20 protein-coding genes are annotated in these 18,520 nt (G+C 35.2%); 10 read left to right on the top strand and 10 right to left on the bottom strand.

The features are described 5' to 3' along the window. The first annotated feature begins 2 nt into the window (after positions 1-2). A complete protein-coding gene (locus tag BM201_RS06430; RefSeq protein ID WP_092540795.1) occupies positions 3-413 on the top strand; it encodes an NUDIX domain-containing protein in 411 nt (136 codons plus the stop codon). A gap of 108 nt (positions 414-521) precedes the next feature. Beyond that, positions 522-914 carry an acyl-CoA thioesterase gene (locus BM201_RS06435; RefSeq protein WP_092540797.1) on the top strand — a complete coding sequence of 131 codons (393 nt, stop codon included), beginning with the start codon at positions 522-524 and terminating at the stop codon, positions 912-914. 3 nt (positions 915-917) lie between these two features. Here the strand turns inward: BM201_RS06435 and BM201_RS06440 are convergent, their stop codons facing one another. Genes BM201_RS06440 through BM201_RS06455 form a run of 4 tightly spaced genes read right to left on the bottom strand, consistent with a single transcriptional unit; the run spans position 918 to position 4,549 of the window. Next, on the bottom strand, positions 918-1,829 hold the full coding sequence (locus tag BM201_RS06440; RefSeq protein WP_092540799.1) for a mechanosensitive ion channel family protein: 912 nt from the start codon (positions 1,827-1,829) through the stop codon (positions 918-920). Between the two features lie 7 nt (positions 1,830-1,836). After that, positions 1,837-2,928, bottom strand: coding sequence for an endonuclease/exonuclease/phosphatase family protein (locus BM201_RS06445; protein ID WP_092540801.1), 1,092 nt, complete (start codon positions 2,926-2,928; stop codon positions 1,837-1,839). 47 nt (positions 2,929-2,975) lie between these two features. Beyond that, positions 2,976-4,265: a mechanosensitive ion channel family protein gene (locus BM201_RS06450; protein WP_092540803.1), complete on the bottom strand. Its 1,290-nt coding sequence runs from the start codon at positions 4,263-4,265 to the stop codon at positions 2,976-2,978. Continuing rightward, positions 4,265-4,549, bottom strand: coding sequence for a DUF3817 domain-containing protein (locus tag BM201_RS06455; protein WP_092540805.1), 285 nt, complete (start codon positions 4,547-4,549; stop codon positions 4,265-4,267). The genes BM201_RS06450 and BM201_RS06455 overlap by 1 nt, the downstream gene beginning before the upstream one ends. A gap of 154 nt (positions 4,550-4,703) precedes the next feature. Here BM201_RS06455 and galE point away from each other — a divergent pair, with 154 nt between their 5' ends. Further along, positions 4,704-5,744 carry a UDP-glucose 4-epimerase GalE gene (galE, locus tag BM201_RS06460; RefSeq protein WP_092540807.1) on the top strand — a complete coding sequence of 347 codons (1,041 nt, stop codon included), beginning with the start codon at positions 4,704-4,706 and terminating at the stop codon, positions 5,742-5,744. A gap of 87 nt (positions 5,745-5,831) precedes the next feature. Here the strand turns inward: galE and BM201_RS06465 are convergent, their stop codons facing one another. The 4 genes from BM201_RS06465 to BM201_RS06480 form a co-directional block, all read right to left on the bottom strand. Further along, the gene (locus tag BM201_RS06465; RefSeq protein WP_092540809.1) at positions 5,832-5,990 is read right to left on the bottom strand and encodes a YqaE/Pmp3 family membrane protein; all 159 of its coding nucleotides are present in this window, start codon (positions 5,988-5,990) and stop codon (positions 5,832-5,834) included. A 96-nt stretch (positions 5,991-6,086) separates the two neighbouring features. Then, positions 6,087-6,872: a DUF1206 domain-containing protein gene (locus tag BM201_RS06470; RefSeq protein WP_092540811.1), complete on the bottom strand. Its 786-nt coding sequence runs from the start codon at positions 6,870-6,872 to the stop codon at positions 6,087-6,089. Positions 6,873-6,978: 106 nt separating this feature from the next. After that, the gene (locus BM201_RS06475) at positions 6,979-7,596 is read right to left on the bottom strand and encodes a YqaA family protein (protein ID WP_092540813.1); all 618 of its coding nucleotides are present in this window, start codon (positions 7,594-7,596) and stop codon (positions 6,979-6,981) included. 72 nt (positions 7,597-7,668) lie between these two features. Next, positions 7,669-8,061 carry a hypothetical protein gene (locus BM201_RS06480; RefSeq protein ID WP_092540815.1) on the bottom strand — a complete coding sequence of 131 codons (393 nt, stop codon included), beginning with the start codon at positions 8,059-8,061 and terminating at the stop codon, positions 7,669-7,671. 209 nt (positions 8,062-8,270) lie between these two features. On the opposite strand from BM201_RS06480, the gene BM201_RS06485 reads away from it, so the two are divergent. The 4 genes from BM201_RS06485 (at position 8,271) to BM201_RS06500 (ending at position 11,362) form a co-directional block, all read left to right on the top strand. Further along, positions 8,271-8,984: an SDR family oxidoreductase gene (locus BM201_RS06485; RefSeq protein WP_092540817.1), complete on the top strand. Its 714-nt coding sequence runs from the start codon at positions 8,271-8,273 to the stop codon at positions 8,982-8,984. Positions 8,985-9,074: 90 nt separating this feature from the next. Then, positions 9,075-9,404: an ArsR/SmtB family transcription factor gene (locus tag BM201_RS06490; RefSeq protein WP_092540819.1), complete on the top strand. Its 330-nt coding sequence runs from the start codon at positions 9,075-9,077 to the stop codon at positions 9,402-9,404. Then, positions 9,405-10,460 carry an ArsO family NAD(P)H-dependent flavin-containing monooxygenase gene (locus BM201_RS06495; RefSeq protein ID WP_092540821.1) on the top strand — a complete coding sequence of 352 codons (1,056 nt, stop codon included), beginning with the start codon at positions 9,405-9,407 and terminating at the stop codon, positions 10,458-10,460. A 155-nt stretch (positions 10,461-10,615) separates the two neighbouring features. Then, on the top strand, positions 10,616-11,362 hold the full coding sequence (locus tag BM201_RS06500; RefSeq protein WP_092541524.1) for an SDR family oxidoreductase: 747 nt from the start codon (positions 10,616-10,618) through the stop codon (positions 11,360-11,362). A gap of 71 nt (positions 11,363-11,433) precedes the next feature. Here BM201_RS06500 and BM201_RS06505 read toward each other — a convergent pair whose 3' ends face one another. Further along, positions 11,434-12,429 (bottom strand): NADP-dependent oxidoreductase, encoded by a 996-nt coding sequence (locus BM201_RS06505; RefSeq protein WP_092540823.1) that lies wholly within the window; start codon positions 12,427-12,429, stop codon positions 11,434-11,436. A 164-nt stretch (positions 12,430-12,593) separates the two neighbouring features. Here BM201_RS06505 and BM201_RS06510 point away from each other — a divergent pair, with 164 nt between their 5' ends. Genes BM201_RS06510 through BM201_RS06520 form a run of 3 tightly spaced genes read left to right on the top strand, consistent with a single transcriptional unit; the run spans position 12,594 to position 17,289 of the window. After that, on the top strand, positions 12,594-14,873 hold the full coding sequence (locus tag BM201_RS06510; protein ID WP_245758591.1) for an FUSC family membrane protein: 2,280 nt from the start codon (positions 12,594-12,596) through the stop codon (positions 14,871-14,873). Between the two features lie 2 nt (positions 14,874-14,875). Further along, positions 14,876-15,391: a DUF6155 family protein gene (locus BM201_RS06515; protein ID WP_092540825.1), complete on the top strand. Its 516-nt coding sequence runs from the start codon at positions 14,876-14,878 to the stop codon at positions 15,389-15,391. Between the two features lie 41 nt (positions 15,392-15,432). After that, positions 15,433-17,289 carry a T9SS type B sorting domain-containing protein gene (locus BM201_RS06520; protein WP_092540827.1) on the top strand — a complete coding sequence of 619 codons (1,857 nt, stop codon included), beginning with the start codon at positions 15,433-15,435 and terminating at the stop codon, positions 17,287-17,289. A gap of 97 nt (positions 17,290-17,386) precedes the next feature. On the opposite strand, the gene BM201_RS06525 is transcribed toward BM201_RS06520, so the two are convergent. After that, positions 17,387-18,517: an AEC family transporter gene (locus BM201_RS06525; RefSeq protein ID WP_092540829.1), complete on the bottom strand. Its 1,131-nt coding sequence runs from the start codon at positions 18,515-18,517 to the stop codon at positions 17,387-17,389. Positions 18,518-18,520 lie beyond the last annotated feature (3 nt).

The following is an 18,520-nucleotide window of genomic DNA, read 5'->3' on the forward strand; positions in this document are numbered from 1 at the left end:
GTATGCATGCAGAAATAGCAGTTACCGTAGATAGCGTAGTTTTGTGTAAATTCAAAAACAGATTTAAGATCGTTTTGGTAAAGCGCAAGAATGACCCGTTTAAAAATCAGTGGGCTTTGCCTGGTGGATTTGTAGAACAGGAAGAAGATCTTCCTGATGCTGCTAAAAGAGAACTTAAAGAAGAAACAGGCTTAGGTGTTAAAAAAAATGAACAGATCGGTACTTTTGGTACGCCCGGCAGAGACCCAAGAGGCCGAACAATTTCCGTTGTCTATTTAAGTTTGATCGAACATGAAGAAAAACTAAATGCTGCAGATGATGCTGCTGAAGCTGACTGGTTCGACATTGATAATTTGCCAGATTTGGCATTCGATCATTCTGAAATTATAAAAACAGCAAACCAATATTTATAATCTCGTAAAAGCTAAAATTAGCAATATTCTAATCCTATTTAGGTATTAAATTTCAAGATTAATTGCTGTATTTTAGCATCTCTTTTCTGCTTAATTTTAAAATAAAAAATGAATTTTCATACAAGAAAGTGGATCAAACCACAAGATCTAAATCCTAACCAAACTTTATTTGGAGGTCGTCTCTTAGAATGGATCGACGAAGAATGTGCACTCTACAGTATTATTCAGCTCGAAAACCCAAAGACAGTTACCAAATACATGAGTGAAATCGATTTTCGTAGCTCTGCAAAACAGGGTGATATTATCGAAATTGGAATCGAAGTTGTAAAATTTGGATCGGCATCTTTAACACTTAAATGTGAAGTAAGAAATAAGATGACCAGAGAAACGATCATTACCGTAGATAAAATTGTGATGGTAGCCCTTGATGAAAACGGGAAACCTAAACCACACGGAAAAACTAAAGTAGAATTTGTAAAAGATCGATTAGAGGATAAATAAACCTTAATCTTTTTTGAGAACATCTTGAGCCAGTCGTACAGGAAATTCTTTTTCGCCACCATAAAGCTTGATTTCCTGTATATCGGCAGGCATATAAAAGCCATGATCTTCTAAGGCTTCCTTGATCGTTCTAACGACATTCCCTTTGGTGATCAAGGCCATTTTTCTAAAATCTGTAGTATCTACCCAGAAGAAAACCTTTAAGTTTACGGTACTTGTGGCTAATTCATCTTCAATCACAAAATTTTCATGTGTTTCGTCTGAGATTACGGTAGGCTCTTTTTGTAAGGTTTCCATTACTACTTTTTTAGCCGCATCGATATTATCTTCATAAGCGATACCGATAATAAAATCCCACCTAAAAAAGCCGTCTTCGGTATAATTTGTTACAGGTTTTGTGAGGACATCACTATTCGGGATATAAACATCTTTACCATCAAAAGTCTTCAATTTTGTATATCTGAATTCTAATGCTTTTACCTTCCCGAAATTAGCGCCAATTTCTACTGTGTCGTTTACATTAAATGGTCGGTTAAAAGCTAGAATAATTCCTGAAATAAAATTTTCACCAATATCTTTAAAAGCGAAACCTAAAATCAAAGCACTGGCACCAGCGGCAGTGAAAATTCCGGTTGCTATCGCACCAAGTCCGGCAGCTTTTAAACCAAGAATAATAGCGATCACAATAATGATAAATTTGATCGCCTTACCCAAAAACCGACTCATAAGCGGATCCTGAGTTCTTTTGGAGATCCTTTTAGTTAAGAAATTACCGATAGCCGAACCAATTAAAACACCAAGAATGATAAGTAACAGCCCGAAGCCTATACCCGGTAATTGTTCTACAAAATTATCGTAATAATTATTGGTAGCTTCAGCAATATGTTCAATTTGGTTGGTGTCCTGAAAACTCATTTACTATTTATTTTTCTTCTGATTTTTCTTTTGCTTTCTCGACGTCTTCTTCTTTTTCAGCTTCAATTTGTTTTCTGGCATTTTCAAGCTGAGTTTCTGTAGGTCGCTCCGGAATTTGATCTTTGGCAAGGTCTGGCTCCAAAGTGATTTCAGCAAAAGTAGGAAAGTGATCTGAACCTATATCTTTTCCAACTTCTATTCGTTTTACCCTGAATTCTTCCGTAGCAAAAATGTGATCTAAGGGCCAACGCATAATAAAATTTTTAGCGTTGAAAGTATTATAAAACCCGCGACCAATTCTTAGATCTAAAAGGCCACCTATTTTTCTAAACATTGTTACGGTATTAGACCAGGCTACATCGTTAAAATCTCCCATCACAATTACTGGATATTTTGCATCACGAGTTCTAAGTGCGATCTTCATCATTTCAGCATCACGATCTGAAGAACTGGGATTGTGCTGTGGCATAGGAGGCGTAGGATGAATACTATAAAATTGGATCGTGTCGCCACGAAATAACAATTTCGTATCGATCGAAGGAATACTATCTTCTACCATAAAATGTACTTTTGGATCGACCATTTTTAGCTTAGAGTAAAATAGTTTACCATAAGTATTATCAAATGGAACTTCTTTTTTGTACATATATTTTTCTGAAAGGCTTGGAGATATATCTTCCAACCATTCTAGGTTAGCTTCATCGATAATCAATATATCTGGATCCAAACGTTCTACTTCCTGCAAAATACTTACGTGATCTTTGTTTTTCTGAAGAACATTAACCGTTAGTAATTTAAGGCTGGGAAATTCTTTTGTACTATCGCCAATTTCAGATTCAGCAAAAGAAGTATATGGATAGATCTTACCAACTTGAACAACTAGACAGGCTATCAACACGGCCACGAAAATATAGTCTTCGATCCATCGAATATTGAATTTTATAAAATAAAGTAGCAAAGCCACACCCGTTAAGATGGTAAGTTGAATATGCGGAAAATCGAATACTCGTATCCACCAATAATCTGCAGCTACAAAAGGGGCAATAGTAAGAACGATAGCAAGAAGGCCAAAAATTTGAAAGAAGCGTCGTAGTTTCATAAACAGCAATTTATACTAAATTGCTGTGCGAGTATGTTTAAGTTAGGTTAATTTTCCTGATTTAATCCGTACAACTTGGTGATATCGTCACCAGATGGAGATTCAAATAATTGAAGTCCAAAATAAGGAATAGCAGCAATGATATGATCAAAAATATCTGCAGTTATATATTCAAAATTTTCCCAACGTTTATCTCGGCTAAAACACAAGATTTCGATAGGAATTCCTTTATCTGTGGGCGCCTGATGCCTTACAATGATGTAAAGCTCTTTATGGATAGCAGAATGTTCATTTAAATAAGAATCTACGTATTTTCTGAAAATTCCTAAATTGGTTTGATTCCTCCCGTTTAAGGGTAGAGATTTATCCACATTATTTTCTTTATTGTAACTATCGATCTCTTCTTGTCTTGAACTTACATACTTTTTAATCAATGCAATTTTTTTCAGTTTATCAAGATCTTCAGAAGTCATAAATTTTACCGAATTCTGTTTAATAAAGACAGATCGTTTGATTCGACGACCTGGAGATTCCTGCATTCCTCGCCAGTTCTGAAAAGATTCAGAAATAAGACTGTAAGTAGGAATTGTTGTAAATGTATTATCCCAGTTTTGTACTCTTACTGTTGCCAGGCTAATTTCAGTAACGTTCCCGTCGGCACCATATTTTTCGAAGGTGATCCAGTCTCCAATTCTAACAATATCGTTAACAGCAACCTGAATAGAAGCTACAAAACCTAAAATTGTGTCTTTAAACACAAGAATTAAAACTGCTGAAGCAGCACCCAAAGAAATAATAAAACTACGAATAGATTCGCCGGTAATTTCAGCAAAAATAAACATTAGCCCAACCACCCAAACCAGGATCATTACTACCTGAATATAACTATCTACAGGCTTATCGTTAAATTGCCTTAAGGTTTTTAAGTAGTTTTTGGAAGTTCTAAGTAAACTTCTAAAGATCCAGATCACGAGGATGATCACATAAAGATCAAAAAGTTTATCGAAAATAGCTAATATCGCCGGGTAATCTACAAATATGATGGGCACTAGATAATAAAGTGCCATTAGGGGTAAGATCTGACCAACATACCTTGGAAAATTACTCTGAATCAAAAAATCATCGAAAGTTGTTTTGGTTTTATCTGTAAAGGTTTTAAAAGTCTGAATTACAAAACGCTTTATCAAATAATTAATCCCAATAATAATGAGTATTAGAACAAGAATGTTTAATAACAGGTTGGCATAGTGCGCAAGACTATAATTAACGCCATTTCTTAACAGGAAATCCTCTAATAAACAGGATAGCTGTTTTATGTGTTCATCAAGCTGAATCATTACAGATATTTTCTTTCAACGTAAAAAGGACCAAGTGGCAATACCGAACAAATTACCACAGTAAAAAATTGTTTTAAACTCCAATTTAAAAGCTCATACATATAATAAGCTCCAAAAACATACAAAACAAATAAAATGCCGTGCGCCATGCCCACAATTCGAACCATTTCTGGCATTTCCCAGATATATTTTAAAGGCATGGCAATAAGAAGTAACACCAAAAATGATATTGCCTCTAAAGTGCTAACAATTTTGAATAATTTGACCGATTTTTCTTTTCTCATGCCTAAAAATTTGGTTGCAAATATAAGTCTTTGTGCTAGAATTTAAGGGCTTTGGATATGATAATTCATTCAAGTTTAAAGAATAATTAAGTAACGAAAAGCACTTCCTTTTTTGTAATTATTTCACTAATTTGCAGATTAATCAACCTAAATTATGAGTGGAAAAATTTTAGTAACCGGCGGGCTTGGCTTTATTGGCTCGCATACTGTGGTTGCTCTCCAACAAAAAGGATTTGATGTAGTTATTATCGATAACTTATCCAATTCTTCAATAGACGTTTTAGCCGGAATTACAAGAATCACCGAGAAAACTCCGGAATTTGAAAAGATAGACCTTAGAGAAAAATCTAGCGTTAAAGATTTTTTTGAAAAATATACAGATATAGAGGGTGTTATCCATTTTGCCGCTTCAAAAGCTGTAGGTGAAAGTGTTCAAAATCCTTTACTATATTACGAAAACAACCTTGCTTCTTTAGTTTATTTATTACAGGAACTAAGTAAGAAGGAAAAAGCAAATATTATTTTTAGTAGTTCCTGTACAGTTTATGGGCAGGCAGATGAATTACCGATCAAAGAAGAATCTCCTGTTAAGAAAGCAGAATCTCCTTATGGAAATACAAAACAAATTGGAGAGGAGATCATTATCGATACTTGCAAAGTTGCTGAAGGTTTAAAAGCAATATCGTTACGCTATTTTAATCCAATTGGTGCGCATGATTCGGCTGAGATTGGTGAATTGCCTTTAGGTACTCCTCAAAACCTTGTGCCTTTTATCACACAAACAGCAATAGGAAAACGCGAACAACTTTCTGTTTTTGGAGATGATTATCCAACTGAAGATGGTACGTGTATAAGAGATTATATTCATGTAATGGATCTTGCAGAAGCCCATGTTGCTGCGCTAACAAGATTATTAGAGAATAAAGAGGCACCTAATTACGAAGTTTTTAACCTGGGAACTGGGAAAGGAAGTTCGGTTTTAGAAGTGGTAAATTCTTTTGAAAGAGCTAGTGGTGAAAAACTAAATTACAAAATCGCACCTCGCAGAGAAGGAGATGTAATTGCTGCCTATGCCGATACAACAAAAGCTAATGATGTTTTAGGCTGGAAAGCTGAAACTAATCTCGACACCTCTTTGGCCAGCGCCTGGAAATGGGAAAGGAAAGTTCAGGAGAAGGAAACTGAGCAGAGATAGCTTTTATAGACATACTATAACAGAAAAAGTCCGGATTAATTCAATTAAGAACTAATCCGGACTTTTTAATGTCATCTTTTTAATTATTTATTTGGTTCCGTTCACCAAAAATGCGTGAATAACTCCCGGAATCCATCCGATAATGGTTAGCACGATACTAATCAATAAAGTAGAGCCTACACCGTGTTTCATATAGACCGCAAGTGGTGGTAATAAAATATTTAATATGATTGTTAGAATAGACATAATTTAATTTTTTGGTTTAGTTATTAAATTTGGAGCAATGTAAGGTTCTTTTATCAAGTGACTCAATTACTTTTATTTAGTTTAACTCACTTTAACTTAAGCTTTAAACTTTCTGTACTTCGCCATCATAAACATATATATTCCGTAGCATACTAAACCTGCTGCAACAGCGCCTAACAGATATTGGCCGTACGATGAGCTTTGCAAGAAAGAAAAGGCATCAGTAGTACTTTTAATTTCAGAAGTATTAGATTCAATAGCGGCTCTTATAAAAAAGTATCCCAAAATAAAGAATATCACTCCGCGTGCAATCAATCCCATTAGTCCTGTGTTCTTAATCGTTTTCCTTCTTTTTTCTTCGGAAATTGATTTGTAGTCGAATTTTGATAGAAAACTTTTAGTGTATGCTTTCTTCAATTGATTGATTCCGGCTCCTATAACTGCGATTCCAACAGCCGCAAAAATGAAAACCCCAATTTGCCCAGTCATAAATCCCGGACTTTGGCTACCACTACCTCCAGAGCTACCACCGGCATTAATTACTTTCATTAAAGCCGAAATTGCCAAAGCCAGATAAATAAGTGCGCTTACACCAAAGGCCGCTCTTTTAACTTTCCCTTTTTTATCACTTCCAATATTTTCTGGATCCTGAAAAACCTGTATCGCTCGCCATATTACATAGCATAGAAGACCTATAGCCATAACGATTAAAATTGCATTTCCATAGGCTTGTTTTTCTAAGAAATCTAAAGCTTTAAATTTCCCGGCTTTTTGGCCACCCATGTTAAAAGCAGCTAGAAAAGTAAGTACACCGGTAATTGCATAAACCGATCCTTTTGCAACGTATCCGGTACGTGCAATCTTCTTTAATTTTGAGTCCATTTAATTTAGTTTTTTAGTTGGTAAACCGAAAATACTCTAATTAAAAGGCCTGCTACAAATATTTAGCACAAGTTTAATTACTTATTCTTCAAAATGTTATAAAGCGTTAAACCATTTCAAAAATTACGAGTGCGTACAGGTAAAAACGTACAAAGCGAAGTAGTCCGAACATAAGATAGCTGCTAAACGGAAAGTTGATGATCCCTGCAGCGATACTGGTAATAGAAAAAGGGATAGGAAGTAATGCGCCAACTATAATTAAAAATCCGCCCCATTTTCGCGTGTTTTTAATATGCTGTGCCAACTTAACTTCCATTGCTTCATGAACGCTGGGAATTTTAGTAATACCGCGACCAATATGATAGGAAACGATTCCACCAACATAAGAAGCAACGGCTAAAAAAGAAAGATAAAGAATTGGGCTGGCAGATTTACCGGCCCAGGCAATAAATAATTCCGGCGGGATTAAACCTAAAAGTGATTCACTGGCAAAAAAGATGCTTAAGATCACGAGTGGCGAATAGGTTTCTGTAACCATAACCAGTGTATCTTCGATATCAAGAACAAAACGATCCAAAGCAAATAAAGCACCAACAAATAATATAATTGGCACTATAGCTTTTTTTATACTTTTCCATACAAAACTATAGAAACCAGTGTATCTGTAATATTGGTGCATTAAGCGCAGTCTGGATTTTTTTCTAGACTTCGCATCTTTCTTCATCAGCAATCTTTTAAGTAATTTATCTGGGAAATCCAGATCTAAAATAGACGAGGAGTTCTAACTAATTTAAAATTAGTTCTCTTCAGCATATTCTGTAAAAGCTTCGATATAGTCTCTTAGCTCTATTTCGTTTACCTTATTGGTATGGTCTTCCATTAACGATAAAAGATAAGCAAGACTTTCCTGGCCAGTTACTTCCTCCTCTACACGAACTTCCTGGTTTTCTTCATCATCCTCAATAGGATCATCTTCAGGAATAGCGATATTAAATGACTGATATTCTTCTACGTGCTCAAAAGTTAGTCGAATTACTTTTGCAAGTAAGGGTTGCCCTTCGTCAACTACGTAAGTTCTAAGTTCTTTTAGATCGTTGATCAGCGTATTGGTAATAATACCGTTTCTCATTAAATCACGCTGAATCTTGTTAAGCAGCTTCTGAGCTTTTATGTTTTCTAAAGGTTTCAAATTATCAGTATATTTTAATTGTAGTAGTAAGCTTCTAGTTTTTGCAAAAATACTTTTTTATGCTAGTTCTGAAACTATTTAACACCAAAATTAATAAAGGTTTTAGATTTAAAATTAACAATTAATTACCAATTATAATTTTACACGCCATTTCTACTTTATTAGATTTAGTTTCGAGCAGAAATTAAAAATTGAAAAATTAAAATATTATGAGTTCTTTAAAAGGAAAAGTTGCATTTATAACTGGCGGAAGTAAAGGTATAGGATACGGAGTTGCAGAAGCTTTACTAAACCAGGGTTTCAAAGTGGCCATTACAAGCCGTTCTTTAGAAGCTGCTGAAGAAGCCGCAAAAGAATTAGAAGGTAAAGGAGACGTTATCGGACTAGAAGCTGATGTTAGAAGTTTCGAGAGTCAGCAAAAAGCGGTAAAAGCTGCGGTAGATAAATTTGGAAAGATCGATTTATTAGTAGCCAACGCCGGAGTTGGTAAATTTAATTCTATCGAAGATATGACTCCAGAGGAGTGGAATGCTACCATAGAAACCAATCTTACCGGAGTGTTTTACAGTGTGAAATCTTCTTTAGCCGAATTAGTTAAAACAGAAGGTTATATTATTACGATCTCTAGTCTTGCAGGTACAAATTTCTTTGCAGGTGGAGCAGCTTACAATGCAAGTAAATTTGGTCTTACCGGTTTTTCTCAGGCGGTTATGTTAGATCTTAGACAAAAAGGCGTAAAAGTAAGCACGATCATGCCAGGATCTGTGGCTACACATTTTAATGGCCATACACCAAGTGATGAAGATGCATGGAAAATCCAAAAAGAAGATATTGGAGAATTGGTTGTAGATCTTATGAAAATGAATCCTAGAACTTTACCAAGTAAAATTGAAGTGAGACCGTCACAACCACCAAAAAAATAATTCTTTTATCAAGATTGTATAAAAAAGCCACATAATTATGTGCTTTTTTTGACGCTATATTTATCGTAATATTGCAATTAAAATAAGGCTATGGGAGTTACAAAATCAGAAATTTTTAGTGAAAGTCAGAATCAAATTGCTACCGTGGCAAAAGTTTTAGGACATCCGGCAAGAATTGCTATTCTGCAACAGATCATAAAGGCAAAAAGTTGTATTTGCGGTGATCTTGTTTCTGAAATTGGTCTCGCACAGCCTACAATTTCGCAACATCTTCGCGAACTAAAGAATATTGGTATCATTAAAGGTGATATTGAAGGAACAAGAGTGTGTTATTGTATCGACGAAAAAAAATGGGACGAGATTCGTGATCTACTGGCAACATTTTTTCAGCAGGATATCTGCGGGAAGGACTGCTGTTAGATGGTTTATGATGTAATTATTATTGGTGGTGGCCAAAGTGCACTGGCCTGTGCGTATTATCTTCGAAGAACTTCGCTGAAGTATCTCATTTTAGATGCAAACAAGTATTGCGGAGGTTCCTGGAGCCAAAATTGGGATAATTTAGACCTATTTTCTGCAGCACAGCATAGTTCGCTACCCGGTTGGTTAATGCCAAAGACCAAAAATGAATACCCAACAAAAGAAGAGGCGATAGATTATTTATGTAAGTATGAAATGCGTTATGATTTCCCTATAAAAAGGGAGATCAAAATAACCAATATTGAAAAAGATTCTGATTTTTTTCTTCTGAAGAGTAATCACGAAAACTTCAGAGCGAAAGCTATAATTGCGGCTACAGGAACACAATCTAAACCTATAATTCCTGAAGTAAACGGAATAAAAATTTTTAAAGGAAAGCAACTTCATTCTTCAGAGTACCAAAAAGCTGAAGATTTCAGCAATAAAAAAGTTTTGGTGGTAGGTGAAGGGAACAGTGGAGCTCAAATCCTGGCACAAGTTTCAAAAGTGACCAAAACGAAATGGGCTGTACAAAATAAACCCGAGTTTTTACCCGATGATGTAGATGGTAAAGATCTTTTCGGTCAGGCTTCAGCAAAATACAAAGCAAAGCAGCAAGGAAAACAATATAAGCCTAAAAACTATAATATTGGTAGTATCGTTATGGTTCCGCAGGTAAAAGAAGCCAGGGATCGCGGAGTTTATGCTGAATTTAATGCCATCGACACTATTACTGAAACTGGCGTAAAATGGAGTGATGGAAAACATGAAGAATTCGACGTAATTATTTGGTGCACAGGTTTTGGCTACGCAACAGATTATTTAAAGAATCTAACTGAAATTCAACAAGACGGGAAAATATCTACCAATGGAACTTCAGCCAAGAATGTTGATGGCTTATGGTTGGTAGGATTTGGACAATGGACGGGTTTTGCTTCAGCGACTTTGATTGGTGTTGGGCGTTCGGCTAGAAAAACAGTTTCAGAAATTAAAGAGTATCTCTCTGCTTCAGAATAAGGGAATTTCAACAATAGATTTCAGATTTCTTCAACAAGATTAAAATTCTTAACAAGCTTTGTTCAGCAGCGTTAAATCTCCGCTAAAACTAATGCTCATTTTTGGGCTGAAGACTAGTTGTGATTATATTCAACGTGAACCAAATAAAATATGTTATGAATATTGAAGGAAAAACAGTGATCATTACCGGAGCTTCTAGTGGAATAGGAGAGGCCACCGCTAAAAAATTAGCAAAAGAAGGTGCCAATGTGGTGATCTCTGCTCGAAGAGAAGAGCGATTAAAATCACTAAAAGAAGATATCGAAAAAGATGGCGGTAAAGCCCATGTGGTAATCGCTGATGTGACCAAGAAAGAAGATTTTGAAAAGATCGTAAGCGAAACCAAAAGTGAATTTGGAAGCATCGACGCTTTAGTGAACAATGCCGGATTAATGCCACTTTCTTATGTGAAAAACCTACATACAGACGAGTGGAATACTATGGTAGATGTTAATATTAAGGGAGTTTTAAACGGAGTTGCTGCGGTTTTACCAACTATGAAAGAGCAAAAATCTGGTCATATAATTAATATTTCTTCTTCTGCAGGAAATAAGATCTATCCAGGAGGAGCGGTTTACTGTGCGACCAAAGCAGCAGTAAAAATGTTTACTGAAGGTTTAAGAATGGAGCTTGCACCAAACTTTGGAATAAAAGCTACTTCTATCGAACCAGGAGCGGTGGCTACAGAGCTTACCGATACGATCACCGATGAAGAAATTAAAGAAGGTTTTGTATCGAGTTTAGAAGACTTGACTCCGCTTGAATCTGAAGATATAGCTGAAGCGATTTATTATGCACTTTCACAACCAGGAAGAGCAAATATCAACGAAGTTTACGTGATGCCAACTTCACAGGAACAATAAAGACTTGTGTTGTAATTGTATAAAAAAGCCTCCTTTTTTTTGGAGGCTTTTTAATTTGAAATGGGTTTCTTTTAGACTTCAACTAACATTTTACCGGTGTTTTTACCCTCAAATATTTCAATAAAAGCTTTTGGAACATTTTCGAATCCTTCACGTCTCGTTTCATCGAATTTTAGTTTATCATCTGCCAGCCAGCTTCCTAATTGTTTAATAGCGCCCTGAAATTCATCTACATGATCTCTAACAATAAAACCCTGCATCAAAGCACGTTTTTTCACCATGATTCCTTCTAAACGCATTCCGGTAGGAACTTCTTCTTTATTATAAATCGAAATTGCTCCGCAGTTAATGATTCTTGCAAAATCATTAATATTCTGCATCGCCGAATCTAAGATTTCGCCTCCAACATTATCAAAATAAACATCTACACCATCTGGACATTTTTCTGAAATAGCTTTGGTCATATCCTCTGTAGTTTTATAATTGATACCGGCATCAAATCCAAAATCATCTTTAATGTGCGCTATTTTTTCATCGGTTCCCGCAATTCCCACTACACGACAACCTTTAATTTTCCCTATCTGCCCAACAATACTTCCTACAGCACCGGCAGCACCAGAAACTAAAAGCGTTTCACCTTCTTTTAATTTACCGATATTCTCTAATGCTAAATATGCGGTTAGTCCTGTTAAGCCTAAAACTCCGAGATACGCTGAAAGTGGTACATTTTTATTTGTGATCTTATTTAAACCTTCCCCGGTATGTTTTTGAAATTGTTTCCAATCTAGCATTCCGCTTACATGGTCTCCCTGCTGAAAATCGTTATTTTTCGATTCAATTATTTCAGCAACAACCATAGAAGACAACGGTTCATCTAACTTAAACGGTGGTATATACGAGTCTTCATCTCTCATTCTCCCGCGCAAATAGGGATCTACAGAAATATATTTAGATTTCAGAAGAATTTCTCCATCGTTTAACTCTGGTTTTTCCTCTGTTTTAAATTCAAAATTATTTTCTTCAGGTTTTCCTGAAGGGCGTTCTTTTAATGTGATTACCTTATTCATAATATCATTTTTTATGAAATTAATTCAATCTAAAATCAACACCAAAATGCCCATCATAATTTATCCTTAATTGATATTTTATTTAAAGTTTTTCAGTATTTAAACTATCAGAAGTAAATGAGTTTAGCTTCTAATTAACATTTACAAAACTTAATTTAATAACTTTGCATAAGGGCAAACTCTATATAAAAATCGCATTGGTAAAACAACTTTCTGAGTATTGGTATTCGATCACAAAATTCTTACGTAGTACAGATTTTACAAAGGCTTTGATCTTAACTATTAGCATAGGATCGGCGATAGGAATTTTTAATGCTCTTGGTTTTTCTAATATTGGTGTGCCACTTGCCGTTGGTTGTCTTCTTACCGCACCTAGTGATACTATTGGCACTTTAAAACATAAGATTGTGGGAGTTATTACCGCTGCATTTTTAGCCGGTTTCACATCTATGGTCATTGGTTACGCCTCAACAAACATCTACGTAACCATTCCTGTTGTAGGAATTATGGTTTTTGCTATTTCGTATCTCGCTGTTTATGGTTTTAGAGCTTCGATGGTGGCTTTTGCCGGTTTAATGGCGGTTGTAATTAGTTTTGCAAATGTAGATACCTCAATGCCACTATGGCAACATGCTTTATTGATTTCGGCTGGCGGTTTATGGTATTTATCTTTAAGCCTTATCTGGCATTTTATAAATCCTAAGCATGAAACAGAGCAATTACTAGCAGAATGTTTAGAACTTACTGGCGAATATTTACAAATTAGATCGCAATTAGTTTTAAATGTAGAAGGTAGAGACGATTTACAAAGTCAGCTTTTTAATTTACAAAATGATCTAAACCAAAAACATGAAAGTTTACGTGAAGTTCTTATAAGCTCAAGAAAGTCATCTGGAAACTCTAATTACGCCCGTAAGCGTTTATTGGTTTTTATAGAATTGGTCGATATTCTGGAACTCGGTATGGCTAATCCTGTAAATTATGAGCGTATGGATCAGCTTTTTAAAGAGGATAAAGAGTTTTTAAAGACTTTTAGCGATGTAACGCATTATTTGGGAGTACAGCTTATTGCAATTTCTAAATCTATAGAAAGTAAAAAACCGGTTCCGGAGAATAAAATTTCAGAATATATAGAAAAAGCTCGGGATACCGTAAATCGATATCGTGATCAAATCGATCTTTCAGAAAAAAGAGAGCATATTTTAATGCTTCATAATTTATTTGATTACCAGGAAAGGCAATCCCATAAGATCAATACCATATTTGGGGTAGTAAATAATCTAAAGCAGGGAAACACCATTTTTATGAAGCATAAAGAAGTGGTGAAGTTTATTACTCCGCAAGAATATTCTTTTAAAACGCTGAAAGAAAATTTCAATTTTGGATCTCCTATTTTTAGACATGCTTTAAGATTAGCTATCGTTGTTTTATTTGGCTTTTCTATTGGTGCTTTTTTCTCGATACAAAATGCCTATTGGATCCTTTTAACCATCGTGGTGATCATGAGACCAAATTATGGACTCACAAAATCGAGAACCAAAGAACGAATTATAGGAACTTTAATAGGCGGTGTAATTGCTATCATTATCGTGTTTATTACTCAAAACACTTACGTTTATGGCGGTTTAGGATTGTTATCGCTTACCATGGCTTTTTCTTTAATTCAGCGAAATTATAGAACTGCTGCAGTGTTTATTACTTTAAGTATCATTTTTATTTATGCACTTCTTAAACCCGATGTTATTAAAGTGATCGAGTTTAGAATAATAGATACTTTTGTTGGGGCAATATTGGCTGCTTTAGGCAATCTTTTTTTATGGCCTGCCTGGGAAGCGGGAAATATTAGAAATATCATAGCAACAAGTATTGCTGCAAACCGCGAATTTTTCTTAGAAATAGATAAATTTTATCATAAAAAAGGCGATCTACCTACCAGCTATAAACTTGCTCGTAAAAAAGCATTTCTTGAAATGGGAAATTTAAGTGCGGCATTTCAGCGGATGACGCAAGAACCAAAATCGAAACAAAAAGATCTAGGATTGATCTATCGATTAGTGAGCTTAAACCAAACATTTTTAAGTGCATTAGCCTCGATGGGAACTTACATAAGAAATCATAATACCACAGATGCTTCACAGGATTTTGAAGTATTTGTAAAACAAGTGCTGCACAGTCTAAATAATGCTGAAGAAGGTTTGCTTGCCCAGGCCGAGCAGAAAAAAACTAATGTTGCTTTGCTGAAAGAAGCAAAATCTAGATTAGATGAAAAATATGAAGAATTAGTAAAGATAAGAAACCAGGAAATTGCTGATGGTAAACAACTTGCCGACCACGAAATGCGATTACAGCTTCAGGAAGCACAATTAATTACCAATCAATTACAATGGTTATTAGATATTTCAAAAAATATACGAAAAACCGTTTTTAAAACGACTTCGATTTAAATATGAGTAAACGCGCGCTAAAAAAATACCTTAAGGAACTTGATAAAGAAGACCTCGAAGAACAAATTATCGATCTCTATGAACGTTTAGATGAAGTAAAAGTATTTTATAATTTCGTATTTAATCCAAACGAAAGAAAGCTTATAGAAAATGCGAAAGTCAAGATAGGGAAGGAGTATTTCCCTGAAAACCGAAGAAAACGTCCTAAAGCGCGCCGTTCAGTTGCTCAAAAACTAATCAAGCATTTTAAAAAGTTAGGTGTAGATCCAATAAAAACGGCAGATTTGATGCTTTATAATATTGAGATCGCACAAACTTATGCTGAAGATCGCTCTAAGATCAAAGAAGCTTTCTATAAATCGATGTATAAATCTTACGAAGAAGCTGTAAAATTTATATTGCAAAACGGACTCTCAAATGAGTTCGAAGAACGAATTATAAAAATAGCCCTACATACTGAAACTCAAGATTGGCCAAATTCATATTTATTTTTAAAAATTTCTTCTCAATTTGATTAACTTTAAAATCTAAATATTACTTTTAGCTTTATCGTTTTAGTATGAAGCTCTCACTTACTTTTATTGTTCTCTTAATATCATATTCATCCTTTGCACAACTTGGTTTCTGTGATGGTAGTAAAGGTGACCCTATATTTCAATTTGATTTTTCAGGTTCAGGGCAATCATTTCAGCAATACACAAGTTATAATTTAGTATCTCAAAGTCCGGAAGATGGTTCCTATACAGTTTCTTCAAATTTGGATATCCAGAGTGATACCTGGCACAATTTCTTTCCGCAGACAACCGAATCTAATGGAAATGCCATGATCGTAAATGCAAGTTACGAGGCGGGATTATTTTTTGAAATTAAAATCCCAGATCTATGTGAAAACACCACCTACGAGTTTTCAGCATTTTTAATGAATATTTACGATCGTTCCAGTAATGTTTGTGGAGGTGGAGGAATCCCTATAAACGTAAGGTTCGAGATTTGGGATGAAACCAATACCGAATTAATAAATGGTGGCGATACAGGAGATATTACCTCGACTACGAGTCCGCAATGGGATCGATATGGACTTACTTTTCAAACAGAAGAGGGTCAGGAAAAAGTTATCCTTAAAATCTTTAATAATGGAGAAGGTGGCTGCGGAAATGACCTGGCGATCGATGACATTATTTTTAGATCTTGTGGTGATCTGACGGTGATCGAAAGTATGGAAACCGAAACTTCTGAAATAGGACTTTGTGAAGAAAATTCTCCGGGGACTTATACTTTAACCGCGACACCCGATAATGCAGTATATCAAGATCATTTTTATCAGTGGCAATCGCGATTGGAAGGAGAAGAATTCACAGATATTCCTGGAGCTACTAATCAAGAATATACCACTTCTAATATCACCGAAACAACGTATTATAGAGTAAAAGTTGCTGAAGACGCTGTTAATCTTAACAGTTCACTTTGTAGTTCTGCTTCAGCAGAATTCACAATTCGTTTTCTGCAAAGTCCAACACCTCCAACTGGCTCAAATTTAGAATGGTGCGATAATCTTGGGCCTGCTACCTTAACGGCTAATGCAACAGGTGAACAACAAATTGCCTGGTACGATGCAGAATTTGGTGGAAATAGAATAGGAGAGGGGACATCTTTTCAAACAGAAACAGCAGGCATCTATTATGCTGAAGCTTATTATGAAGATTATGATTGTGAAGTTAGCACACGTACGGCAATTACACTTACAATTAACCAAGCGCCAGTAGTAGAAGATGAAGTGTTACAGATTTGCTTAGACGGCACATTAATTTTAGATGCCGCAATGCCCAATCTTAACTACAATTGGAGTACAGGAGAAACAACACCTCAAATCTCAATTGATAATCCCGGAACTTATACGGTTGAATTAATTACTGCGGAATTATGTTCCAGTACCAAAACTTTTGAAGTTAGCCTTATTGATGATGCTGAAATCGCTGAAATTAACTCTAATGAGCGAAATGTTAGTATTATTCCGGAGAATGAAGGAGAATTTGAATATAGCTTGGACGGAATTAACTTTCAGTCATCTAATACTTTTCAGAATATTGAAGGTGGAATTTATACGGCTTTTATGAGAGATCTTGCCAATTGTAAGACGGTAAGTATGGAATTTCCACACATCGTGCTGCCGAAACTAATAACTCCAAACGGTGATGGTTATAACGATAATTTTCACTTAAATGGAGTCGAATATTTTCCAGCTTCTGTAATTGCTATTTTCGATCGGTATGGTAGCTTAATTACCACTGGAAATGGTGAAGGTTTCGAATGGGATGGAAGTTACCAAGGAAACCAACTACCTAAAGGTGACTACTGGTACAGAATTAAAATTGCAGATTTTGATGAAATAAAAGGGCATTTTTCGCTAATGCGCTAAAACAATCTTTAAGGTTTTTCAATACAATTCCTTAAACAAAAAAGACAGCCAAATATATGACCGTCTTTTTCTTCAAAATAGATTGGTTGGTTAAGCTTTAAGAAGTCTCACTAGTAGAAACTCCCATTTTTTCATTTAATAGTTCTTCTTTTTCAGTCGTCTTCACTTTTTTTTGAAGGAAAAATGGTAAACCGAAACCGGCTATACTTAAAATTCCGCCTAAAAGGAAGATATTAGTTGGTTCAGCAAAAATATTACCGCTAGATAAAATTCCTAGAATTAATATTGTAGATAACGGAAAAGACAATGCTAAAATGCTCACTGCAAAATTTGGATTAAACGTCTTTTTCTCTTCATCTGCTTCGGCTGCATCGACTGCTGAAATATGAGCAAATGGCCAAAAGCTACAGGCGCTCAAACCAAATGCTAGCATTAATAATATATCATTCTGAATTGAAATACCCGCGAACATAACCAATAAGCCGGTAATTAAGATCACAAAACCAGCTCTAAGCATTAAAACGCCTAAAATCTGTATCAGTTGATCTTTTTTAATGTTTACCGCTAAACCTATGTATAAAAGTACAAGGGGCGTCATTAGTAAACTAAGTCTGCTTAAAGTTTCGCTAGCAAAAAATGGAAGTGAATCTAAATTCAATCCAAAACCTACCAGTAATAATGCAGCAGCAATAAATACATTCACCGGTTCAGAGATCATTGCAATCCCTAAAGACTTCAACTTTGCTTTTCCTGATTGTGCTTTTTTCTTTTGAACTTTATAATGCCAATTCATAGCAACCACATAAAGTATCATCAAAACAAACACTTTATTACCAAGATCTGCCATTGCGGCTTTGGCTAAATACGAATCACCTAAATATTCCAAAACAAACGGAAAACAAGATAATCCTGGCGCCAAAGAAGGGATAAGCATTTTGGCAGTACGGTAATTTGGGGTCTCTTTTTCTATTCCTAAAACTGGCAATAACAACGGGAAAACGTAAAATAAAAGTGCATTTAGGATCAAAGCCATTAAAGGAAGTAGAAGCAGGTCTGCCTCTACTTTGATTCCTAAAAGAGCAATAAAGATCGTTGCTGGTAAAGCCAGATTTAAAATGATCTTTTTAATACCAACAACCTCTGCTTTTGTACTAAATTTTACCTTTAATAGTAATCCAATACCAATAAATAGGATAAACGTAATGGTTTTTTGTAGGCTTACATCCATAGA

Source organism: Zunongwangia mangrovi (genome assembly GCF_900112105.1).
In the GTDB taxonomy this organism is placed as follows: domain Bacteria; phylum Bacteroidota; class Bacteroidia; order Flavobacteriales; family Flavobacteriaceae; genus Zunongwangia; species Zunongwangia mangrovi.